This is a genomic window from Streptomyces sp. NPDC005402 (genome assembly GCF_040606575.1).
Classification (GTDB): domain Bacteria; phylum Actinomycetota; class Actinomycetes; order Streptomycetales; family Streptomycetaceae; genus Streptomyces.
The window spans coordinates 374,230-394,775 of the sequence record NZ_JBEXFB010000006.1; the positions used below are offsets into that span (position 1 = coordinate 374,230).

General features: G+C 71.0%; 19 protein-coding genes. 11 read left to right on the plus strand and 8 right to left on the minus strand.

Annotated features, from left to right (window positions below; translation table 11 throughout):
• Positions 1–216: 216 nt before the first annotated feature.
• The 4 genes from ABZT02_RS14605 to ABZT02_RS14620 all read left to right on the plus strand — a co-directional run bounded on the left by ABZT02_RS14605 (position 217) and on the right by ABZT02_RS14620 (position 3,728).
• On the plus strand, positions 217–570 hold the full coding sequence (locus ABZT02_RS14605) for a cytidine deaminase (RefSeq protein ID WP_356017753.1): 354 nt from the start codon (positions 217–219) through the stop codon (positions 568–570).
• A gap of 203 nt (positions 571–773) precedes the next feature.
• Entirely contained in the window at positions 774–1,247 is a 474-nt protein-coding gene (locus ABZT02_RS14610; protein WP_356017755.1) for a hypothetical protein, read from the plus strand.
• A gap of 143 nt (positions 1,248–1,390) precedes the next feature.
• A complete protein-coding gene (locus ABZT02_RS14615) occupies positions 1,391–2,707 on the plus strand; it encodes a beta-xylosidase (protein WP_356017757.1) in 1,317 nt (438 codons plus the stop codon).
• Between the two features lie 55 nt (positions 2,708–2,762).
• Positions 2,763–3,728 (plus strand): DUF916 domain-containing protein, encoded by a 966-nt coding sequence (locus ABZT02_RS14620; protein ID WP_356017759.1) that lies wholly within the window; start codon positions 2,763–2,765, stop codon positions 3,726–3,728.
• Between the two features lie 47 nt (positions 3,729–3,775).
• Here the strand turns inward: ABZT02_RS14620 and ABZT02_RS14625 are convergent, their stop codons facing one another.
• Both ABZT02_RS14625 and ABZT02_RS14630 read right to left on the minus strand, forming a co-directional pair.
• Positions 3,776–4,114: a P-II family nitrogen regulator gene (locus ABZT02_RS14625; RefSeq protein WP_356017762.1), complete on the minus strand. Its 339-nt coding sequence runs from the start codon at positions 4,112–4,114 to the stop codon at positions 3,776–3,778.
• Entirely contained in the window at positions 4,111–5,430 is a 1,320-nt protein-coding gene (locus tag ABZT02_RS14630; protein ID WP_356017764.1) for an ammonium transporter, read from the minus strand. Before ABZT02_RS14630 ends, ABZT02_RS14625 begins: the two co-directional genes overlap by 4 nt.
• Positions 5,431–5,604: 174 nt before the next feature.
• Between ABZT02_RS14630 and era the strand changes: the two genes are divergently transcribed.
• Positions 5,605–6,564, plus strand: a complete 960-nt coding sequence (gene era, locus ABZT02_RS14635) for a GTPase Era (RefSeq protein WP_356017766.1) — start codon at positions 5,605–5,607, stop codon at positions 6,562–6,564.
• Here era and ABZT02_RS14640 read toward each other — a convergent pair.
• Complete coding sequence (locus ABZT02_RS14640; protein WP_356017768.1) at positions 6,561–7,433, minus strand: helix-turn-helix transcriptional regulator; 873 nt, start codon at positions 7,431–7,433, stop codon at positions 6,561–6,563. The genes era and ABZT02_RS14640 overlap by 4 nt on opposite strands.
• A 118-nt stretch (positions 7,434–7,551) precedes the next feature.
• On the opposite strand from ABZT02_RS14640, the gene ABZT02_RS14645 reads away from it, so the two are divergent.
• Positions 7,552–8,406, plus strand: a complete 855-nt coding sequence (locus ABZT02_RS14645) for an NAD(P)-dependent oxidoreductase (protein ID WP_356017769.1) — start codon at positions 7,552–7,554, stop codon at positions 8,404–8,406.
• Between the two features lie 69 nt (positions 8,407–8,475).
• Here ABZT02_RS14645 and ABZT02_RS14650 read toward each other — a convergent pair whose 3' ends face one another.
• From ABZT02_RS14650 to ABZT02_RS14665, 4 genes are read right to left on the minus strand one after another with little or no spacing between them, the layout of a single operon-like run.
• Positions 8,476–9,714, minus strand: coding sequence for an MFS transporter (locus ABZT02_RS14650; RefSeq protein ID WP_356017772.1), 1,239 nt, complete (start codon positions 9,712–9,714; stop codon positions 8,476–8,478).
• Positions 9,711–11,033, minus strand: coding sequence for a GH1 family beta-glucosidase (locus ABZT02_RS14655; RefSeq protein ID WP_356017774.1), 1,323 nt, complete (start codon positions 11,031–11,033; stop codon positions 9,711–9,713). Before ABZT02_RS14655 ends, ABZT02_RS14650 begins: the two co-directional genes overlap by 4 nt.
• Before the next feature lie 58 nt (positions 11,034–11,091).
• A complete protein-coding gene (locus tag ABZT02_RS14660) occupies positions 11,092–11,358 on the minus strand; it encodes a protealysin inhibitor emfourin (RefSeq protein ID WP_356017776.1) in 267 nt (88 codons plus the stop codon).
• A gap of 21 nt (positions 11,359–11,379) precedes the next feature.
• The gene (locus ABZT02_RS14665) at positions 11,380–12,450 is read right to left on the minus strand and encodes a M4 family metallopeptidase (protein ID WP_356017778.1); all 1,071 of its coding nucleotides are present in this window, start codon (positions 12,448–12,450) and stop codon (positions 11,380–11,382) included.
• Positions 12,451–12,769: 319 nt separating this feature from the next.
• On the opposite strand from ABZT02_RS14665, the gene leuA reads away from it, so the two are divergent.
• The 5 genes from leuA (at position 12,770) to ABZT02_RS14690 (ending at position 19,526) form a co-directional block, all read left to right on the plus strand.
• Positions 12,770–14,491, plus strand: coding sequence for a 2-isopropylmalate synthase (leuA, locus tag ABZT02_RS14670; RefSeq protein ID WP_356017781.1), 1,722 nt, complete (start codon positions 12,770–12,772; stop codon positions 14,489–14,491).
• Positions 14,492–14,675: 184 nt separating this feature from the next.
• Entirely contained in the window at positions 14,676–15,371 is a 696-nt protein-coding gene (locus tag ABZT02_RS14675) for a TerB family tellurite resistance protein (protein WP_356017783.1), read from the plus strand.
• 137 nt (positions 15,372–15,508) lie between these two features.
• On the plus strand, positions 15,509–17,584 hold the full coding sequence (locus tag ABZT02_RS14680) for an MMPL family transporter (RefSeq protein WP_356017785.1): 2,076 nt from the start codon (positions 15,509–15,511) through the stop codon (positions 17,582–17,584).
• A gap of 101 nt (positions 17,585–17,685) precedes the next feature.
• Positions 17,686–18,864, plus strand: coding sequence for a histidine kinase (locus ABZT02_RS14685; RefSeq protein WP_356018005.1), 1,179 nt, complete (start codon positions 17,686–17,688; stop codon positions 18,862–18,864).
• Positions 18,861–19,526 (plus strand): response regulator transcription factor, encoded by a 666-nt coding sequence (locus ABZT02_RS14690; protein ID WP_356017788.1) that lies wholly within the window; start codon positions 18,861–18,863, stop codon positions 19,524–19,526. The genes ABZT02_RS14685 and ABZT02_RS14690 overlap by 4 nt, the downstream gene beginning before the upstream one ends.
• 3 nt (positions 19,527–19,529) lie before the next feature.
• Here ABZT02_RS14690 and ABZT02_RS14695 read toward each other — a convergent pair whose 3' ends face one another.
• Positions 19,530–20,465 (minus strand): dihydrodipicolinate synthase family protein, encoded by a 936-nt coding sequence (locus tag ABZT02_RS14695; protein ID WP_356017790.1) that lies wholly within the window; start codon positions 20,463–20,465, stop codon positions 19,530–19,532.
• Between the last annotated feature and the right edge of the window lie 81 nt (positions 20,466–20,546).

Here is a 20,546-nt window from a genome sequence, read left to right on the forward strand (position 1 = left end):
TCGGGCAGCGGTTCCAGAGCGGGGCGGCCTCCGCGGGCGGTGGCTCCGGTCTCGGCCTTCCCCCAGGGGCGGGCAGCGGTTTCAGTGACGGCCGGCATCTCCCCCGGCGGGCGGTGTCCTCGGTCGCGGCGGTCGGTCTTCCTGGGTGGGCGGGGTGTTCAGGACGGCGTACCCCCGTGGCGCTGTCCCGGCAGTCCCGGTTCGTATGCTCCTGTCATGACCGACAACAGTGCGCTTGACCCCGAGAACCGCAAGATCGTCACCCTGGCTCGTTCGGCGCGGGCTCGTAACGGGGTGCCCGAGGGGGCGGCCGTACGGGACGAGACCGGGCGGACGTATGTGGCCGGGACCGTCGAGCTGGCGTCCCTGAAGCTGAGTGCGTTGCAGACGGCGGTGGCCATGGCCGTGGCGTCCGGGGCGAAGTCCCTGGAGGCGGCGGCGGTGGTGACGGATGCCGATTCGGCCTCCGGCCAGGACCTGGCCGCCGTGCGGGATCTGGGCGGGCCGCAGACCCCGGTGCTGGTGGCAGGTGTCGACGGCACTGTGCGCAGTACCGTGACCGCCGGCTGATACTCCCGGTAACACTTGGCCGGAATTCCGGCTTGCCGTGCCTCGTCCCACGCGCATCAATGGAACCGGAGATTCCGACGGACCGTCAGATTCCAGCTCGCGGCGTCCCGCACCACGCCCCGTAGAGGCCGGCCGTCCGTCGGAACGCACCCCCCGTCCATCCCCACATGGCAGCCCCCACCACGGGAAGGGAACCGGATTCCATGAAAGGCAAGCGCATAGGCACTGGTGCGGCACTGGCGGTCGGCACGCTCGCGGCCACCGCTCTCGCGTTCGCGCCCGCCGCCCTGGCCGTCACCCCGGACACCGCGACCATCGACGCGGACTGCGGCATCTACGGCAGCGGTCAGGCCACCCTCACCGCCACCCAGGACGGCACCGCCGCCACCGTCACCGTCACCTCGGCGATCAACGCTCCGCTCGCGCTCTCCGAGGACTCGATCTCCTCGACCCTCACCTTCGTGAACGCGAACGGCGGCACCACCACCTTCACCGGCAACGAGAACCCGGCCATCGCGGCCGGCGATCCCGTCACCGTGGGTCCGCTGGACGGCACGGTGGCGCCCGGCGACAGTCTGGAGTCGTACGGCGGTTCACTCCAGATCGTCGTCTTCGGGATCACCGTGACCTGCACGGCGACCGGTCCGCAGGCCCCGGGTCCGTTCGTGTTCGACTGATCCTCCGGGCAAGTCCCTCGGTTGCCGCAGAAACTGACATCTCGTCAGGTTTCTGCGGCAACTCCATTGACTTCTCACGCGATCCACACATCAATGCCCCCTGTCGGCGCAGGACTTCAGGAGCTTCCGGAGGGGGCACATCCATGGGTTCGACGACTCGAAGACGCCGTCTGGCGTCCTTGCTCGGGGCGGCCGCGCTCGCGGTCACCGCGGGCGGCGCACTGGCCTGTCCGGCCGGTGCCGCCACCAACGTGGACTTCGCCACGCACTGCATCCCACCGGCGGTCGCGGGCATCCCGCCGATCGACGGCACCACCACGGCAAGCATCGCGGTGGACAACACCAGCCCCAAGGTGGGCGACACCGTCACCGTGACCTACACGGTGGTCAAACCGGCCGCCAGCAACCCCACGGCCATCGCACTGCCGGCCGACATCATGACGCCGACCGGCAAGGTCACCCTCGGCGGCGCCCAGAGCGGTGCCGTGACGGTCGCGGGCCCCAAGAAGAACGACCCGGTGCCGGGCAACGGCGCCTTCCCGTCGTTCTCGATGACCGGCACCTTCAAGGTCACCTCACCCGGCGCGATCACGCTCTCGCCCGGCGACTACAACATCCACACCAGCTACATCCTCGAACTGGACACGCCCTGCACGGTGATCACCCCGCCCGCCCCGGTCTCCGAGACGGTCACCGCGACGGACGCGAACCCCGTCAACGAGCGGGACATCGCGCTGGGTTCGGCCTCCGGGAAGCCCGGCGACAGCGTCACCGTCACCGGCAGCAAGTTCACCCCGGGCGCGACGGTCACCCTGGCCGGGCGGGCCGGTGCCGCCCAGACCGCGGACACCGCCACCGTCACCGTCAACTCCTCGGGCGCGTTCAGCGGCTCGCTCGTCGTCAACGACAAGACGACGACCGGTGTCGTGGCGTACGAGGGCGGCGCGTGGAGCGATGCCAAGGGGGCGGGGCCCAAGGCGTACGTCGTCATCGACGACACGCCCGTCCCGGCCGGCAGCCAGAAGCTCACCACCACCGTGAAGGCGGGCACCCTGTCCATGTCCCAGGCCGGGGACTCCGTCAGCCTCTCGGCGGTGGACTACGGCAAGGGCGGGGCCTCGACCGGCAACCTGAACCAGGTGACGGTCAAGGACTTCCGCGGTGGTCCGGCCGGCTGGTCCCTCACCGGCAAGGTCACCGACCTCACCGGGCCCGGCGCCAAGATCGACGCCGGTGCGCTGAGCTGGAGCCCTGCCTGCGCCACCAAGGCGGGCAGCCCGAGCACCTGCCAGGCCGGTTCCGCCGGCACGGTCGGATCCTCGGGAGCGACTCTCGCGTCCACGCCCAACTCCGCTCTCACCGGCGGTGAGTTCACCGTGGATGCCGGACTCTCCCTGAACGTCCCGGCGTTCACACCGGTGGGCACGTACTCCGGCGTTCTCACCCTCACGCTCAGCTGACCGTACGGGCGCCCGCACCCGCCCGTCCTTCTCGCACCCGTGGGGGTCCGCACCCATGCGCAAGCTGTACGTCCTTCTGCTGAGCCTGTTCGTGGTCACGACCGCCGCGCCCGCGTACGCCGCCGACAACGGCAGCTGGTCCGTGTATCCCGCCGCCTCTCAGGTCGCCGCGCGACCCTACTTCTATCTCTCCGCCGAGCCCGGGCAGAGCATCGACGACAAGGTGGTCGTCAGCAACAAGACCGGTGAGCCGCTGACCTTCCGCCTCTACGCCGCCGACGCCTACAACACCGCCCGCGACGGCGGTTTCGCCGTGCGCACGGTCGCGGAGAAGCAGCGCGGGGTGGGCGCCTGGGCGAAGCCCGCGAAGCCCCGGGTGACCGTCCCCGCGCACGGCAAGGTCACCGTGCCGTTCACGCTGTCGGTGCCCGAGGGTGCCGAACCGGGCGACCATCCCGGCGCGTTGGTGGCGCTGGACGAACGGGTCGACAAGGGCGACGGGACCGTGGCGCTCGGCGTGCAGCGGGCCGTCGCCGCGCGGATCTATCTGCGGGTGGGCGGACCGACCGTGCCGGCGATCGCCGTCGAGGACGTCCGCGTCAGCCATCACCAGCCGTTGGTACCGGGGTTGGGGGACAGCGGTGCGACGATCTCGTACACCCTGCGCAACACCGGCAACGTCACCCTGAACCCGAAGGTGGAGCTGCGGGCGACGGGGTTGTTCGGGCGGACGTTGCTGGCGCGGGACCTCGTGAAGATTCCCGGTGAGTTGCTGCCCGGGCAACGGGTACGGCTGAGCGAGCCGTGGCGCGGGTCGCCGCAACTCGACTGGGGGGACGTGAAGTTGACGGCGAGTGCGAAGGACACGCGCGAGTCGGCGAGCGCGAGCTTCTTTGCGCTGCCGTGGTTGGTTGCGGTGGTGCTGTTCTTGTCGGGTGCCGTGGGAGGGGGGCTGTGGGTTCGATTGCGGCTGCGGGCCGGTGGGGGCTTGTCGCGCCCGCGCGGCGGAGCCGCACATTGAACACAGCCCCGCGCCCCTGAAGGCGCGCGCCCCTCGGGCTGCCTCTTCTAAAGTGCGTCGGGACCTCGTTCGCCCGTTCTCACCCTCACCACCGTCTCGACCGGCAGCGCCCACACCTTGCCGTCGCCGATCTTGCCCGTGTGGGCGGCCTTGACGATGGCGTCGATGACCGCGTCCGAGTCGGCGTCGTCGACGACGACCTCGATGCGGACCTTGGGGACCAGGTCGACCTGGTACTCGGCGCCGCGGTACACCTCGGTGTGGCCGCGCTGACGGCCGTACCCGCTGGCCTCGGTCACGGTCAGACCGTGCACGCCGATCTCCTGGAGCGCGGTCTTGACCTCGTCGAGGCGGTACGGCTTGACGATCGCGGTGATGAGCTTCATGCCTGGGTCTTGACCTTCTGGGCGGAGGGGACGGAGGACGCGCTGACCGGGGCGCCGTGGCCCAGGACGCCGTGATCGTATGCCGTCTCGGCGTGCACCGTAAGGTCCAGGCCGGTGTGCTCGTGCTCCTCGTCGGCGCGGAAGCCCATCACCTTGTCGACCAGCTTCCCGATGCCGTACGTCACCAGGAAGGCGTACGACCCTACGGCGATCACGGCCACCAGCTGCTTGCCGAGCTGGGTCAGCCCGCCGCCGTACAGGAGGCCCTCGGTGCCCCCGGTCATCGCCTTCTCCGCGAAGACCCCGATCAGGAGCGTGCCGATGACTCCGCCGACCAGGTGGACGCCGACGACGTCCAGCGAGTCGTCGTAGTTCAGCTTGAACTTCCAGCCCACCGCGTACGAGCAGACGACACCGGCGGCGAGGCCGACGACGAGCGCGCCGAGGAGGGAGACCGAGCCGCAGGACGGGGTGATCGCCACCAGCCCCGCGACCGCGCCGGAGGCCGCGCCCAGGGTGGTCGGGTGGCCGTCGCGCTTCTGCTCGACGAAGAGCCAGCCGAGCAGGCCGGTGCAGCCGGCGGCGAGGGTGTTGAGGAAGGCGGCGGCCGCGAGGCCGTTGGCGCCGAGGGCGGAGCCCGCGTTGAAGCCGAACCAGCCGAACCAGAGCAGGCCCGCGCCCAGGACGACCATGGGGAGGTTGTGCGGGCGCATGGCGTCCTTCTTGAAGCCCAACCGCGGGCCGAGGACGAGCGCGAGGGCGAGACCGGAGGCCCCGGAGGTGATCTCGACGGGCAGACCGCCCGCGAAGTCGAGCGCGCCGAGCTTGTCCAGGACCCAGCCACCCGGGCCCCACACCCAGTGGGCGACGGGAACGTATACGAGGAGCGCCCAGACCGGGACGAACACCAGCCAGGCCCCGAACTTCGCCCGGTCCGCGATCGCGCCGCTGATCAGCGCGGCCGTGATGATCGCGAAGGTGAGCTGGAAGGTGGCGAAGAGGAGGGTGGGGACGGTGCCGTGGACGCTGTCCGGGCCGAGGCCGCTCATGCCGGCATGGTCCAGGCCGCCGATGAGCCCGGAGCCGATGTCGTCCCCGAAGGCCAGTGAGTATCCGGCGGTCAGCCAGACCACCGTGACCAGGGCGATCGACACGAAGCTCATCATCAGCATGTTGAGGACGCTCTTCGTGCGGACCATGCCGCCGTAGAACAGGGCGAGCCCCGGGGTCATCAGCAGGACGAGGGCGGTGGCGGCGAGCAGCCAGGCGGTGTCACCGGTGTCGATCTCTGCGGCTTGTGCGGCGGCGAGGGTCACGGTCGTCTCCAACGGTGTCGGGGCTCGTCAGAGGTTCACCGGCGTGCGTTTCCGGTTGAGTACGTCGGTGTTTCCGTGATGTTTCGTTGCGTGGAGGTTTCTGGAAGCTCACCGGAACGGGGGTACTCGGGCGCCTGTGCGGCGGGGCTCTGTGGATCAGGGAGAATGGGGCGCATGAGCGTTCGCAGTCAGTCATCCGAGCCGTCGGCATCGTCGGAGGCCCCCCACCGCGCCGGCTTCGCCTGCTTCGTGGGCCGCCCCAACGCGGGCAAGTCCACCCTCACGAACGCTCTGGTCGGCCAGAAGGTCGCCATCACGGCGGATCAGCCGCAGACGACGCGGCACACGGTACGGGGGATCGTGCACCGGCCCGACGCCCAGCTGATCCTGGTCGACACCCCCGGGCTGCACAAGCCGCGCACGCTGCTCGGCCAGCGGCTGAACGACGTCGTACGCACCACCTGGGCCGAGGTCGACGTGATCGGCTTCTGCCTGCCCGCGAACGAGAAGCTCGGCCCCGGTGACCGCTTCATCGCCAAGGAACTCGCGTCGATCAAGAAGACGCCGAAGATCGCGATCGTCACGAAGACCGACCTCGTGGACTCCAAGACCCTCGCCGAGCAGCTCATCGCGATCGACCAGCTGGGCAAGGAGCTGGGCTTCGAGTGGGCGGAGATCGTGCCCGTCTCGGCGGTCGGTGACAAGCAGGTGGGTCTGCTGGCCGACCTGATCGTCCCGCTCCTTCCGGAGGGGCCGGCGCTCTACCCCGAGGGCGACCTCACGGACGAGCCCGAGCAGGTCATGATCGCCGAGCTGATCCGCGAGGCCGCGCTGGAGGGCGTCCGCGACGAACTCCCGCACTCCATCGCGGTGGTCGTCGAGGAGATGCTGCCCCGCGAGGACCGCCCCGCCGACAAGCCCCTCCTCGACATCCACGCCTTCGTCTACATCGAGCGCCCCAGCCAGAAGGGCATCATCATCGGCCCCAAGGGCAAGCGCCTGAAGGAGGTCGGCATCAAGAGCCGCAAGCAGATCGAGGCGCTCCTGGGGACACCGGTCTTCCTGGACCTCCACGTGAAGGTGGCGAAGGACTGGCAGCGCGATCCCCGGCAGTTGCGGAAGCTGGGGTTCTAGCGGGGCCTGGGGGCCTGGGGGATCGCCCCCTGCGGGGACATGTCCTGCAAGCCCAGCACTCTCAGCAGTTGCAGTCGTTCGTACGCCTCCGTCCCCGGGCGGGCCGTGTGGACGACCAGGAGGTGGTGGTGCTCGTGGCTGACCATGACCTCGCAGTCGAGTTCCAGCAGGCCCACCACCGGGTGTACGAAGCGTTTCGTCGCCCTGTTGCGCTGGGACACCTCGTGCTCGTCCCACAGGCGCGCGAACTCCTCGCTGGCCGCCCGGAGTTCGGCGACCAGGGCGGTCGGTTCCGGATCGTCGGGGCGGGCCGCGGTCACCGCGCGCAGGGTGGCCACCTGGGTGCGCGCGTGGTCCGCTAGGTCCTCCTCGGGGAAGAGCGTGCGGGCGGTCGGGTCCAGGAAGAAGCGCCGGGTCAGGTTGCGTTCGCGGCGCGGGCGGGACATCGCGTCGCCGACCAGCGCCTTCGCCATCGCGTTCTGCGCCAGCACCTCGCCGTAGTCGTTGACCACCTGCGCCGGGGTGTCGTGCAGCCGGTCCAGGATCAGCAGCAGCCCCGGGCGGACATGCGCCGACGCCGTCTCGCGCCGCGGGGGCTCCTCGCCGACCAGGTGGAACAGGTGGTCCTGCTCCACGTCGGTCAGGCGCAGCGCGCGGGCCAGCGCGGTCAGCATCTGCCGGGAGGGACGGGGACCCCGGGACTGCTCCAGCCGCGTGTAGTAGTCCACCGACATCCCGGCCAACTGGGCCACCTCCTCGCGGCGCAGCCCGGGCGTACGGCGTCGGGCGCCCGGCGTCAGGCCCACGTCGGAGGGGTTCAGGCGGGCGCGGCCGCGGCGCAGGAAGTCGGCGAGTTCGGCTCGGTTCACCTCTCCAGCGTGCGGCACCCCGGCCGGCTTATCCAGGGACTGTCGATCCCCTGATCAAGAGGTCTCTCCCGGTGCGAGCGCGGCCGTCCCACGCTGGTCCGGACGAGAGGAGCAGAACATGCTGACATTGGTGACGGGTACGACGGGACAGGTCGGCCGGCGCTTCGTACCGAGGCTGCTGGCGCAGTCCCGGCCGGGGGAGAGGGTGCGGGTTCTCGTACGGGACGCCTCGCGCGGCGAACCCTTCGCGGAGCTCGGCGCCGAGGTCGTCGTAGGAGATCTGCGGGACAGCGAGGCGCTCGGCAAGGCCGTCGCCGGGGCGGACGCCGTCGTGAACGTCGCCGCGGCCTTCCGGGGAGTGCCGGACGAGGAGGCGTGGGCCGTGAACCGCGATGCGGCGGTGGAACTGGGCCGTGCCGCGGCGGCCTCCGGCGTTCGACGGTTCGTGCAGGTCAGCACCGGTCTTGTGTACGGCACCGGGCGCGGTCGGCCGCTCACCGAGGACGACGAGAGCCGGCCCGGCGGGGCGATGTGGGGTGCCTACCCCGAGTCCAAGGCGGAGGCCGAGCGGCGGCTGCTGGCCATGGAGGGGCTCGACGTGCGCGTCGGGCGGCTTCCCTTCGTCTACGGCGAGGGGGACCCGCATCTCGCGCAGTCCCTGATGTGGGCGAAGAGCTGGGCGGCGAACCAGCGGCTGCAGATGGGGCACCATGTGGATGTCGCCCAGGGGTTGCTGCGGATCCTGCACGCGCCGGGGATCGCGGGGCGGGTGTACAACATCGCCGACGACGCGCCCGTGACGGCGGTGGAGCTGCACCAGCTCAACGGGGTGGAGATTCCGGCGGAGCTGTACGAGCGGGTCGATCCTGATCCGTGGCTGGTGATCACGTCCACGGAGCGGATTCGGCGGGAGCTGGGGTACCGGCCGGTGTATCCGTCGGTTTATGCGGCTCGGGAGGCCGGAGCGCTCTGAAAAAAGGTCGGTCGTCGTCTGCGGGCCGGTGGGGGCTTGTCGCGCAGTTCGCCGCGCCCCTGGGTAGGTCTAGTCGACGTTTCTTATACGGCCGACCAGTATCGCCCCCGCCAAACCCAGCACCGCCGCCAGCCCGTACAGGACCCGGTACCCCCCTAGGTGCGTGACGATCGGGGCCGCCAACGCGGGGGCGGCCACCTGGGGCAGGGCGTTCGCGACATTGATGACGCCCAGGTCCTTGCCCCGGTCCACCGCCTTCGGCAGGACGTCCGTCATCAACGCGAAGTCGACCGACATGAAGACCCCGAGCCCGACCCCCAGCAGCGCCGCCACGACGATCGCGCTCGGCCAGGTCTGCCACACGGCGAGCAGGGCCGTGGCGATCGCCATCAGCACCCCGGACCAGCGCACGAACGGCTTGCGGCGGCCCACCCGGTCCGACCAGACGCCGCCCACCACGACCGTGGCCAGCAGCGCCACGCTGTCCACCGCGGTGAGGATCAGGACGCCCTGTTCGGGATCGTCGTGGTGCAGGCGGTCGCGCAGGTAGTAGAGGAGGTAGAGGATCACCAGCGCGTTGCTGAGGTTGATCAGGAAGCGGGTCAGCCAGGCCCAGGCGAAGTCCGGGTGGCGGCGGGGACTCAGCCAGAAGCCGCGCGCGAACGACCGCCAGGACCAGGCCGGGCGATCCGCGAGCGCCAGCCGGAGATCCCGGTGGCGGAGCACGTACGGCAGCACGCCCGCCAGCGTGAACACCGCGCACGCCGCATAGCCCGCCGCGATCCCGCCCGCCGCGGTCGCGAGGCCGGTGCCGACGACCGCGCCGAGGATCTGCGCCGCCCCGATCCAGCCCCCCACCGCGCCCCGCTGGAGCCGTGGCACCCGGTCCGGGACGGCCGCCGTGACCGCCGCGAAGGCCGCGTTCAGGGTGAGCTGGACCAGACACCAGCCGAGCGTCATGACCCACAGCCCGCTCGCCCCGGCGAGCACCAGCAGCGACAGCGCGCCGCCCGCCGCACCGGCCACGATCCACGGGCTGCGGCGGCCCCAGCGGGCCGCGGTGCGGTCCGACAGTGCGCCGAAGACCGGGTTCGTCGCCAGGGACACCACCGCGCCCACCCCGGTCACCCACGCCAGCAGCGTCTCCTTCGACATGCCGGTGCCGGGCGCGAAGTCCTCCGCCTGCCGGGCCAGCAGGATCTGCAGCGGGCCGTACCAGCCCACCCAGATCGCCACGTTGGCGAGCGACAGGGAGGCGGTCCAGCCCTTGCCGACCCGGTCGACCGGTTCCGCGAGGGCCGTGCTCACCTCTGGGCCCGGAGCAGGGCCCGGTACCAGTCGTACGACGCCTTCGGGGTCCTGGCCAGCGTCTCGAAGTCGACGTGCACCAGTCCGAACCTGCGCGCGTACCCCTCCGCCCACTCGAAGTTGTCCATCAGCGACCACACGAAGTACCCGCGCACGTCCACCCCGGCCGCGACCGCGTGGTGCAGGGCGCGGACGTGGCCGTCCAGATAGGCGATCCGGTTCTGGTCGTCGACGCCCTCGTAGGAGCAGCCGTTCTCGGTGATGACCACGGGCGGGAGCCGGTCGCCGTAGCGCTCGTGGAAGGCGGTGAGGAGTTCGGTGAGCCCCTCGGGGACCACCGGCCAGCCGAAGTCCGTCACCGGGACGTTCTCGATCTCCTGGACGGAGAAGGGGAGTTCGGCGGGGATCGTCAGTCCGCCGAACTCGATGTCCTGGCCCTGTGGGGCGCCGACGCGGGTGGGGGCGTAGTAGTTGACCCCGTAGAAGTCGAGCGGTTCGCTGATGACCTTGAGGTCGGCGGCGACGTCTCCCGGCATCAAGTCGCCCAGGCCTGAGGGGTATTCGCCCAGGAGGACCGGTTCGGCGAACAGGCGGTTCAGGAGCAGGTCGTAGAAGTCCGCCGCCTCCAGGTCCGGTTGTTCCTGGGAGGCGGGCCAGGTCGGGCCGTGCGAGTTGGCGATGCCGATGTCCGTGGCGCCGGCCGCGCGCAGTGCCTGTACGGCCAGACCGTGGCCGAGGAGCTGGTGGTGGGCGGCGGGCAGCGCGTCGAACATCAGCTGCTTGCCCGGGGCGTGGGCGCCGAGCGCGTGGCCGAACAGGGTGTGTTCGGCGGGCTCGTTGATGGTGATCCACTTCTTGACGCGGTCGCCGAGACGGTCGGCCACGAGGGACACGTACTCGGCGAACCGGGACGCGGTGTCCCGCTCCAGCCAGCCGCCCTCCTCCTGGAGGGACTCCGGCAGGTCCCAGTGGAACAGGGTCGGGACCGGACGGACGCCCGCCGCGACGAGTTCGTCCACGAGACGGTCGTAGAAGTCGAGGCCGCCCTCGGCGCGCACCCGTGGCCAGGAGATCGAGAAGCGGTACGCGTCCACGCCCAGGCCGGACAGGAGGGTGACGTCCTCGCGGTAGCGGTGGTAGTGGTCGCAGGCCACCGCAGCCGTCGAGCCGTCCTTCACCCGTCCCGGTTCGGCCGTGAAGGTGTCCCACACGGACCGCTCGCGCTCGTCCGCCGCGCCCTCGATCTGATGGGCCGAGGTCGAGACGCCCCACAGGAAGCCGGCCGGGAACTGGGGGATCGGATGCTCTTGAGTCGCCATGCGCCGGATCATCGGTACCGGCGGGTAGGGAAGTCAACGGGCAGGCGTGAACTACGAGTTACGCGCCCTCTTTGAGCACCTTCGAGATCAGCTTCCGCTGCTCCTCCGTCAGCCGGGGATCGGCCGCGTACACCGTCCTGCCGTCCACGGTGATCTCGTAGCTGAAACCGTCCGGAACCCCGATCGGCGGGGTGCTCCGGCCGGCCGTGACCGCCTTCTCGGCCAGGGCCTGCCATTCGTGGGCATCGGGCCACCCGGAGGTGTCGACCTCCTTGTGCCGCTCGATGCCCGCGAACCCGCCCGTGCGCCGCACCTGAATACGCATGGGTCCTTGTCTAGTACGGACTCACAGGATTCGCACCCCGACCTGCTCCCAGGCCTTCGACACGGCCTGGAACTCGTCGCCGCCGTCACCGAAGCGTTCGCGCGCGGCCTTGACGGTGAGCCCCGCGAAGTCGTTGAACAGGGCGCGGTCGGAGAGCTCGCCGCCGGTGAGGACGTCGTACCAGATCTGGCCCGCGCGTTCCCAGGCGTGGCCGCCGAGCGCGGTCGCGGCCAGGTAGAACGCGTGGTTGGGGATGCCGGAGTTGATGTGCACTCCGCCGTTGTCGCGGCCGGTGCGGACGTAGTCGTCCATGGTCGCGGGCTGCGGGTCCTTGCCGAGCACGTCGTCGTCGTACGCGCTGCCCGGCTCCTTCATCGAGCGCAGCGCCGTGCCGGAGACGCTGGGTGCGAGCAGGCCCGCGCCGATCAGCCAGTCGGCCTCGGCGGCGGTCTGGCCGAGCGTGTACTGCTTGATGAGCGAGCCGAAGACGTCGGACATCGACTCGTTGAGGGCGCCCGGCTGGCCGTAGTACGTGAGGTTCGCCGTGTACTGCGTGACGCCGTGGGTGAGTTCGTGGCCGATGACGTCGATCGGGATGGTGAAGTCGAGGAAGATCTCGCCGTCGCCGTCGCCGAACACCATCTGCTCGCCGTTCCAGAAGGCGTTGTTGTAGTTCTCGTCGAAGTGGACGGTGGCGTCGAGCGGGAGGCCGTCGCCGTCGATCGAGTGGCGGGTGTAGGCCTTCAGGTAGAGGTCGAAGGTGGCGCCGAGACCGGCGTAGGCGCGGTTGACGGTGGCGTCCCGGCCGGGCTCCGAGCCCTCGGCGCGGACCTTCCTGCCCGGCAGGTCGCTCTTGTGCCCGGCGTCGTAGACGGTCCGCAGCGGCTGGTCCGACGGTGCCTTGGTCTGCGGCGCCGCGGCGAGGGAGAACTCGGTGGTCACCCTTCGCCTGCCGCGCAGCTCGCTGTCGCGCATCAGCGTCTGCCGCGCGGGGCCGGAGACGGCGGGGTCCTCGTTGCGGGCGAGCTTGTCGAGGACGTGTGGTGGTACGACGGTGCAGAAGACGGGCTCGAAGCCCCCGTTTGTCGTCATGTCCGGCACCCTTGCACTGCGTTATGTGCTTGTCACTAGGTGCAACCATGATTGGTGAAATATACGGACAGGGAAGCCCACGCTCCGTGACGAAGTGGTATGGCGCACTTTTTGTCCCTTTCGCTCCCCTGATCCCGCATACTGATACGGCGCCCCGCACGGAGAGCGGCTCCGCTAGCATTCTGCGCATCATGCGTTTCGGGCTGCTTCTTCTTAGCTGCCGCGGCGAGGGCCTGTAGTCCAGGTCGACTCCCTCCCCGCGGAGCTTCGCGTTGCGTGTCGGCCGTCCTTCCCGGACATCCTGAGGAGCCCCGCAATCATGGCGAACCGCCAGCAGCCCAGCACCATGCCGATCCACAAGTACGGCCAGTACGAGCAGGTCGACATTCCGGACCGCACCTGGCCGAACAAGCGGATCACCGTCGCCCCCCGCTGGCTCTCCACCGACCTGCGTGACGGCAACCAGGCCCTGATCGACCCGATGTCGCCCGAGCGCAAGCGCCGGATGTTCGACCAGCTGGTCAAGATGGGCTACAAGGAGATCGAGGTCGGTTTCCCGGCGTCGGGCCAGACGGACTTCGATTTCGTACGGTCGATCGTCGAGGAGCCGGGGGCGATCCCGGACGACGTCACGATCTCCGTACTGACCCAGGCCCGCGAGGACCTGATCGAGCGGACCGTGGAGTCCCTGAAGGGCGCCAAGCGCGCGACCGTCCACCTGTACAACGCCACCGCGCCCGTCTTCCGCCGGGTCGTCTTCCGCGGCTCGAAGGACGACATCAAGCAGATCGCCGTCGACGGCACGCGCCTGGTGATGGAGTACGCCGAGAAGCTGCTGGGCCCGGAGACGGAGTTCGGCTACCAGTACTCGCCGGAGATCTTCACCGACACCGAGCTGGACTTCGCGCTGGAGGTCTGCGAAGCGGTGATGGACGTCTACCAGCCCGGTCCGGGCCGCGAGATCATCCTCAACCTGCCCGCCACGGTGGAGCGTTCGACCCCCTCGACGCACGCGGACCGCTTCGAGTGGATGCACCGCAACCTCTCCCGCCGCGAGCACGTGTGCATCTCGATCCACCCGCACAACGACCGCGGTACGGCCGTCGCCGCCGCCGAGCTGGCGCTGATGGCCGGCGCCGACCGCGTCGAGGGCTGTCTGTTCGGACAGGGCGAGCGCACCGGCAACGTCGACCTGGTCACCCTGGGCATGAACCTGTTCTCGCAGGGCGTCGACCCGCAGATCGACTTCTCCGACATCGACGAGATCCGTCGTACGTGGGAGTACTGCAACCAGATGGAGGTCCACCCGCGCCACCCGTACGTGGGCGACCTGGTCTACACGTCCTTCTCCGGCTCCCACCAGGACGCCATCAAGAAGGGCTTCGACGCCATGGAGGCCGACGCGGCCGCCAAGGGCGTCACCGTCGACGACATCGAGTGGGCGGTCCCGTACCTGCCGATCGACCCCAAGGACGTCGGCCGCTCCTACGAGGCCGTCATCCGGGTCAACTCGCAGTCCGGCAAGGGCGGTATCGCGTACGTCCTGAAGAACGACCACAAGCTGGACCTGCCCCGCCGGATGCAGATCGAGTTCTCCAAGCTCATCCAGGCCAAGACGGACGCCGAGGGCGGCGAGGTCACCGGCTCCGACATCTGGGCGACCTTCCAGGACGAGTACCTGCCCAACCCCGAGAACCCGTGGGGCCGTATCCAGGTCAGGAACGGCCAGTCGACGACGGACACCGACGGCGTGGACACGCTGCGGGTCGAGGCGACGGTCGACGGCGAGGACACGGTCCTCACCGGCAGCGGCAACGGACCGATCTCGGCCTTCTTCGACGCGCTGGCCAAGGTCGGCATCGACGCCCGGCTGCTGGACTACCAGGAGCACACGATGAGCGAGGGCGCCTCCGCACAGGCCGCCTCCTACATCGAATGCGCGATCGACGGCAAGGTTCTGTGGGGAATCGGGATCGACGCGAACACGACGCGTGCGTCGCTGAAGGCGGTCGTCTCGGCGGTCAACCGGGCCGCTCGATAATCCCTCTGACCGGTGGTTTCGGGGCCTTGGTCGCTGTATACGGCGATCAAGGCCCCGTCGTTTATCGGCCATCGGTGCGTGTAGGTCACGAGCAGGTCTCGTCAGGGGTGCTGACTCCGCCGCGCTGATGTGGCTAACATCACGCAAGCGCGGCGATGTTGCCGCGGCGTTACGGAGGTGCGACGTGCTCCCAGGACCGGGACGAAACGACCGTGCTGCCAGGCCTGCGCGCCTCCTGGGCACCCGTACCGCGTGGACGACCGTCGGCGACGGCGAGTTCTTCTGCCCCGGGTGCGGTGGTGACCGCAACTTCCAGCGTCTGACGGGCCGTCGCCGCTTCACGCTGCTCGGCGTCCCCGTCCTGCCGCGCGGCGACACCGGCCCGGTGGTGGAATGCGCGGCCTGCCGACGCCACTTCGGCACGGACGTCCTGGACCACCCGACCACGAACCGTTTCTCGGCGATGCTCCGCGACGCCGTCCACACGGTCGCGCTCGCGGTCCTGGCCGCGGGCGGCACCTGCTCGCGCACCGCCCTGGAGACCGCGGCCGCCACGGTTCGCGCGGCGGGCTTCGAGGACTGCACGGAGGATCAGCTGGAGGCCCTGGTCGAGGCCCTCGCCGAGGACACCGGCCGGGTCTACGACCGCCCCTGCGGAGCCGGCCTCGCCATAGAGCTCCACGAGGCCCTCGACCCGCTCGCCCCCCACCTCGCCCCGGCGGGCCGCGAGTCGATCCTCCTCCAGGCGGCCCGTATCGCCCTCGCGGACGGCCCGTACACCCCGGCGGAACAGGACGTCCTCAGCACCGTGGGCACGGCTTTGACGATCTGCGCGGACGACGTGACGCGGCTGCTCGTGGCGGCCCGGACACCGTCCTGATACTCCCCGGGGAGTAGTCCGCGTCCCGGGCCACCCCTGGCAGTAGTCCCCGACTCGCCCTCCCGCCCGACGAACCAAGGCCCCTGCGCCGGGAGTCTGGAACCGAACCAGACGTCCGACCGGAGGGAGGCCCGTCGATGGGGGCCGCAAAGATGAGCGCACGGCGACGGCGTGCCGTGCCCTGGCTGGTGCTGGGGTTGTGGATCGTCGTGCTGGCGGCTGTGTCGCCGTTCGCGGCGAAGCTCGCCGATGTGCAGCGGGACCGGGCCGTGGACTATCTGCCGGCCGGCGCCGACTCGACACAGGTCGCGAAGATGCAGGAGGAGCTGCCCGGGGGCGGGGCCACGCAGATGGTCGTCGTCTACCACCGGGAGGGTGGGCTGACCGCGGCCGACAAGGCGACCGCCGCCGAGCAGATCGGGCGGATCGCGGACACGCACACGCTCACCGCCGAGCCGCGGGGGATTCCGTCCAAGGACGGGACCACCGTGATGTATCCCGTTGCCAGCACCGAGCCGGGCACGGACGAGAAGGCCCGCGATCTGCTCGTCAACGACGTGCGGGACATCGCCAAGGGCGGGGACGGGCTCGGCGTCGAGGTCGGTGGGGAGGGGGCCCTGGCCACCGACGCCGGCGAGGTCTACGACTCGCTCGGCGGGCCGCTGCTCTACACCACCGCCGGGGTTGTCGCCCTGCTGCTGATCGTCATCTACCGCAGCCCGCTGCTGTGGCTGGTGCCGCTCGGGGTCGCCGGCATGTCGGAGTTCCTCGCACGAGCCGTCGCCTACGGGCTCAACCAGGGGTTCGGCACCTCCGTCACCGGTCAGAGCGGCGGCATCATGACGATCCTCGTGTTCGGCGCGGGCACCGACTACGCGCTGCTGCTCGTCTCCCGGTACCGGGAGGAGCTACGGCGCACCGAGCGGCCGTACGACGCCATGGCGGCCGCGCTGAAGGGCTGCGGGCCCGCCGTGCTCGCCTCCTCCGGGACCGTGGCCGCCGGGCTGCTGTGTCTGCTCGCCGCCGACCTCAACAGCAGCCGTGGAATGGGGCCGTTGGGGACGGTCGGGGTGCTCGTCGCGCTCGTCGCGATGATGACGCTGTTGCCCGCGGTCCTGGTGCTGCTGGGGCCCAGGGTCTTCTGGCCGCTCGTGCCGCGCTACGGCAGCACGCCCAAGGTCCGCCGGTCCCTGTTCGCCGCGATGGGCAGCTCCGCAGGGCGGCGGCCGCTCACCGTGCTGGCCGGCGGGGCCGTACTGCTCGGGGCGCTCGCCCTTGGCACGCTGAACCTGCCCGGCAGCATCAAGCAGGAGGACTCCTTCACCACCAGGCCCGACGCCGTCGCCGCCATGCGGACGCTCGCCGAGGCGTATCCGGAACGGGGGACACAGCCCATCAGCGTCATGACCCCGGCCGGCCGCGCCGACGCCACCCTCGCCGCGATCCGGGACACGGACGGGGTCGACAGCGCCCAGCGGGGGCGTACCGGGGGCGGCTGGACCGAGATCGCCGTCACGGCGAAGGGCGCCCCGCAGTCCGCGGGGGAGACCGCCACCATCGAGGCGCTGCGCGACAAGCTGGACGGGTCGTACGTCGGCGGGCCCAGCGCCCAACAGATCGACCTGGAGGACACCAACGCCCGGGACCGGTCCATCGTCGTGCCGATCGTCCTCGTCTCCGTGCTGCTGATCCTGATCGCGCTGCTCAGGTCGCTGGTCGCACCGCTGATCCTGGTGGTCGCCGTGGTCGCCGTGTGGGGCGCGGCCCTCGGTATCGGTGGGCTGGTCTTCGGGCCGGTGTTCGGGTTCGAGGGCACCGATCCCGGACTCGGACTGCTGTCCTTCGTGTTCCTGGTCGCCCTGGGAGTCGACTACGGCATCTTCCTGATGCACCGGATGCGCGAGGAGTCCATGGCCGGCGCCGAACCGGTCGACGCGGCCCTCACCGCGCTGCGAACCACGGGCGGGGTCATCGCCTCCGCCGGGCTCGTCCTCGCGGCGACCTTCGCGGTGCTCACCAACATGCCGCTGGTCCAACTCGTCGAGCTGGGCTTCGTGATCGCGGTCGGCGTGCTGCTCGACACCTTCCTGGTGCGGACCTACCTGGTCACCAGCGCGGCCGTCGCCCTGCGCCGGAAGGTGTGGTGGCCGGGGCCGCTGTCCCGGGCGCCCGAGCCGCCCGTACCGGCCGAGCCGCAGCGGGAACCCGTGTGACGAGGTCACTCCTGGGCGCCCTTCCCTCCCGGAAGGGCGCCCTCCGCCACGAAGATGAGACCGTGCAGCAGATCACCGGACCCCGACTCGGCGAGCGGATCATGGCGGCGGTCAACCGCGACCCGCGGACCGCCCCGCACGGCACCCGCAACGACGCGCTGCTCGCCGTCGTGCTGGCGGCGGCGGCCGTCTGCGCCGGCCTGTTCATCGACGACGGCCGCCGCCCGGACGCCCTCGGCTGGACGCTGCTGCTCGCCGCCCACGTGCCGATCGTGTGGCGCCGCCGCCGTCCGCTGCTCGTGCTGGCCGCGATGGTGGCGCTGATCGCGCCGTACCACGCCCTTGACAACAACCATGCGGCCCCCACCCTGGTCGCCTACGTCGCCCTCTACACGGTCGCCGTCACCGGCCGCCCCCTGCGGACGGTCCTGACGGGCGCCGTCGTGCTGAGTGTCTCGCTGACCGTGATGCTCACCGTCAACGCCCACCGGGCCCTCGAACTGCTGCAGACCTCCGGCTGGATCATCGCCGTCCTCTTCTGCGGCATCGACGTCCGCTACTACCGCCAGTACGTCGCCTCCATCGTCGAGCGCGCCGTCCGCGCCGAACGCACCCGCGAGGAGGAGGCCCGCCGCCGGGTCGCCGAGGAACGCCTGCGCATCGCCCGCGACCTGCACGACCTGCTCGCCCACAGCATCACCCTCATCGGCGTCCAGACCTCCGTCGCCGCACACGTCCTGGCCGCCGACCCCGAGCGCCTCGACCGGGAGGCGGTCGCCAAGTCCCTCGACGACATCGCCGACACCTGCCGCACCGCGCGCGGCGAACTCCGTACCACCCTGGAGGTACTGCGCGAACACGGCCCCTCGGACACCCGCGGCCCACTACCCGGCCTCGACGGCCTGCCCGACCTCGTCGCGGCGGCACGGCTCGCGGGTGCCCGCGTCGAGCAGGACCTGCGCGTCCGCAGGGACCCACCGCCCGCCGTCGGCGCCGCCGCCTACCGGATCGTCCAGGAGGCCCTCACCAACGCGGTCCGCCACGCGGGGCCCGAACCCGCCGTACTCCTCAGGCTGTACGACGAACCGGGCGCCCTCAGAGTGACGGTGACCGACGACGGCACCGGGCCCGTCCCCGGCGGCAGCCCCGGCTTCGGACTGGTCGGAATGCGGGAGCGGGCCCGCAGCGTCGGTGGCACACTCGACGCCGGACCACGTCCGGACGGCGGGTTCGAGGTGACGGCGGCGCTGCCGCTCACCGTGGGGGAGGGAACCGTATGACCATCCGCGTGCTGCTCGCCGACGACCAGACCCTGGTGCGGGCCGCGTTCGCCATGCTCGTCGAGTCGGCACGGGACATGGAGGTCGTGGGAGAGGCGGGCAGCGGACGGGAGGCCGTGGGAGCGGCCCGTGAAGTGCGGCCCGACCTGGTGGTGATGGACATCCGCATGCCCGACCTCGACGGCATCGAGGCGACCCGGCTCATCGCGGCCGACGAGGAACTCGCCGGGGTGCGGGTGCTGGTCCTGACCACCTACGACACCGACGAGAACATCGTCGAGGCGCTGCGCGCGGGCGCCTCCGGCTTCCTGGTGAAGGACACCCGGCCGGCCGAACTCCTCGACGCCATCCGCACGGTGGCGGCCGGCGAGGCCCTGCTGTCCCCGGGACCGACGGCACGGCTGATCGAGCGGTTCCTGCGCAGCCCCTCGGTACCGGTGGCGGGCGGCGGACCCGAGTGCCTCTCCGAGCGGGAGCGCGAGGTGCTGGCCCTGGTCGCGCGAGGCCTCAACAACACCGAGATCGCCAACGCGCTGGGCCTGAGCCCCCTCACCGCGAAGACCCACGTCAGCCGGATCATGGGGAAGCTGGGGGCCCGCGACCGGGCGCAACTGGTCATCGTGGCCTACGAGTCGGGGATGGTGACTCCGGGGAGCGTGTAGCGCTCAGAGCAGCCCCGCCCCGGACAGGAACGCGCCCACCCGCTCCACCTCCGCCGCCGACAACGGCACCTGCGGCTCCGCCGTCACCGGGCAGTCGATGACGCCCCGCAGGTGCAGGGCCGCCTTGAACGCGCCCAGGGCCGACGACGACCTGCCCATGCGGGCCGGGTCGCCCACGCTCACCATGCCGAACAGGGCGCACAGCCGCTCCTGTTCGGCGCGGGCCGCGTCCAGGTCGCCCGCGCGGCACAGCCGGTCGAGACGGACGTACCCCTCGGGGTCGACGTTGGCGAGACCGGGCACCGCCCCGTCCGCGCCGACCGCGAGGGCCGCGTCGACGATGAGTTCGGAGCCGGTCAGGGCGCTGAAGCCGGTGATGCCGGGGTGGGCGCGGGCGCCGGTGACGACCGTGCGGAAGCCGGCGAGGTCGCCGCTGGAGTCCTTGAGGCCGGCCAGGACGCCCTCGGCGGCCAGGTCCAGGACCACGTCCGCGGGAAGCTTGGTGTGGACACCGCTCGGCAGGTCGTACGCGATGACCGGGACCGGGCTGCCGGCCGCGACCAGCCGGTAGTGGCGGGCGATCTCCCGCGGATGGGTGCTCGTGTAGAAGGGCGCCGTGACGACGACCGCGTCGGCGCCCGCCGCCGTGACGGCCCGCACATGGTCCAGGACCCGGGCCGTCGTCATGTCGATCACCCCGGCCAGCACGGGCAGTCGGCCCCCGACGTGCCCGGTGACCGTCTCCACCACGAGCCTGCGCTGGGCGTCGGTCAGGAAGGCCGCCTCGGACGACGTACCGAGGACGAACAGGCCGTGCACCCCGCCCGCGACCAGATGGTCGACGAGCCTGAGCAGCGAGGGGACGTCCACCTCGCGGTCCGGTGTCAGCGGCGTGCAGACGGGCGGGACGACTCCGGTCAGCGGGGCGGGAAGGGTCATCGGGGCTCCTCGGGATCGGCCGTCCACTGATCCTCCCGCAAAGGGTGAGGGGGCGCCGACCCCTGTACGGCGCCCCCTTCC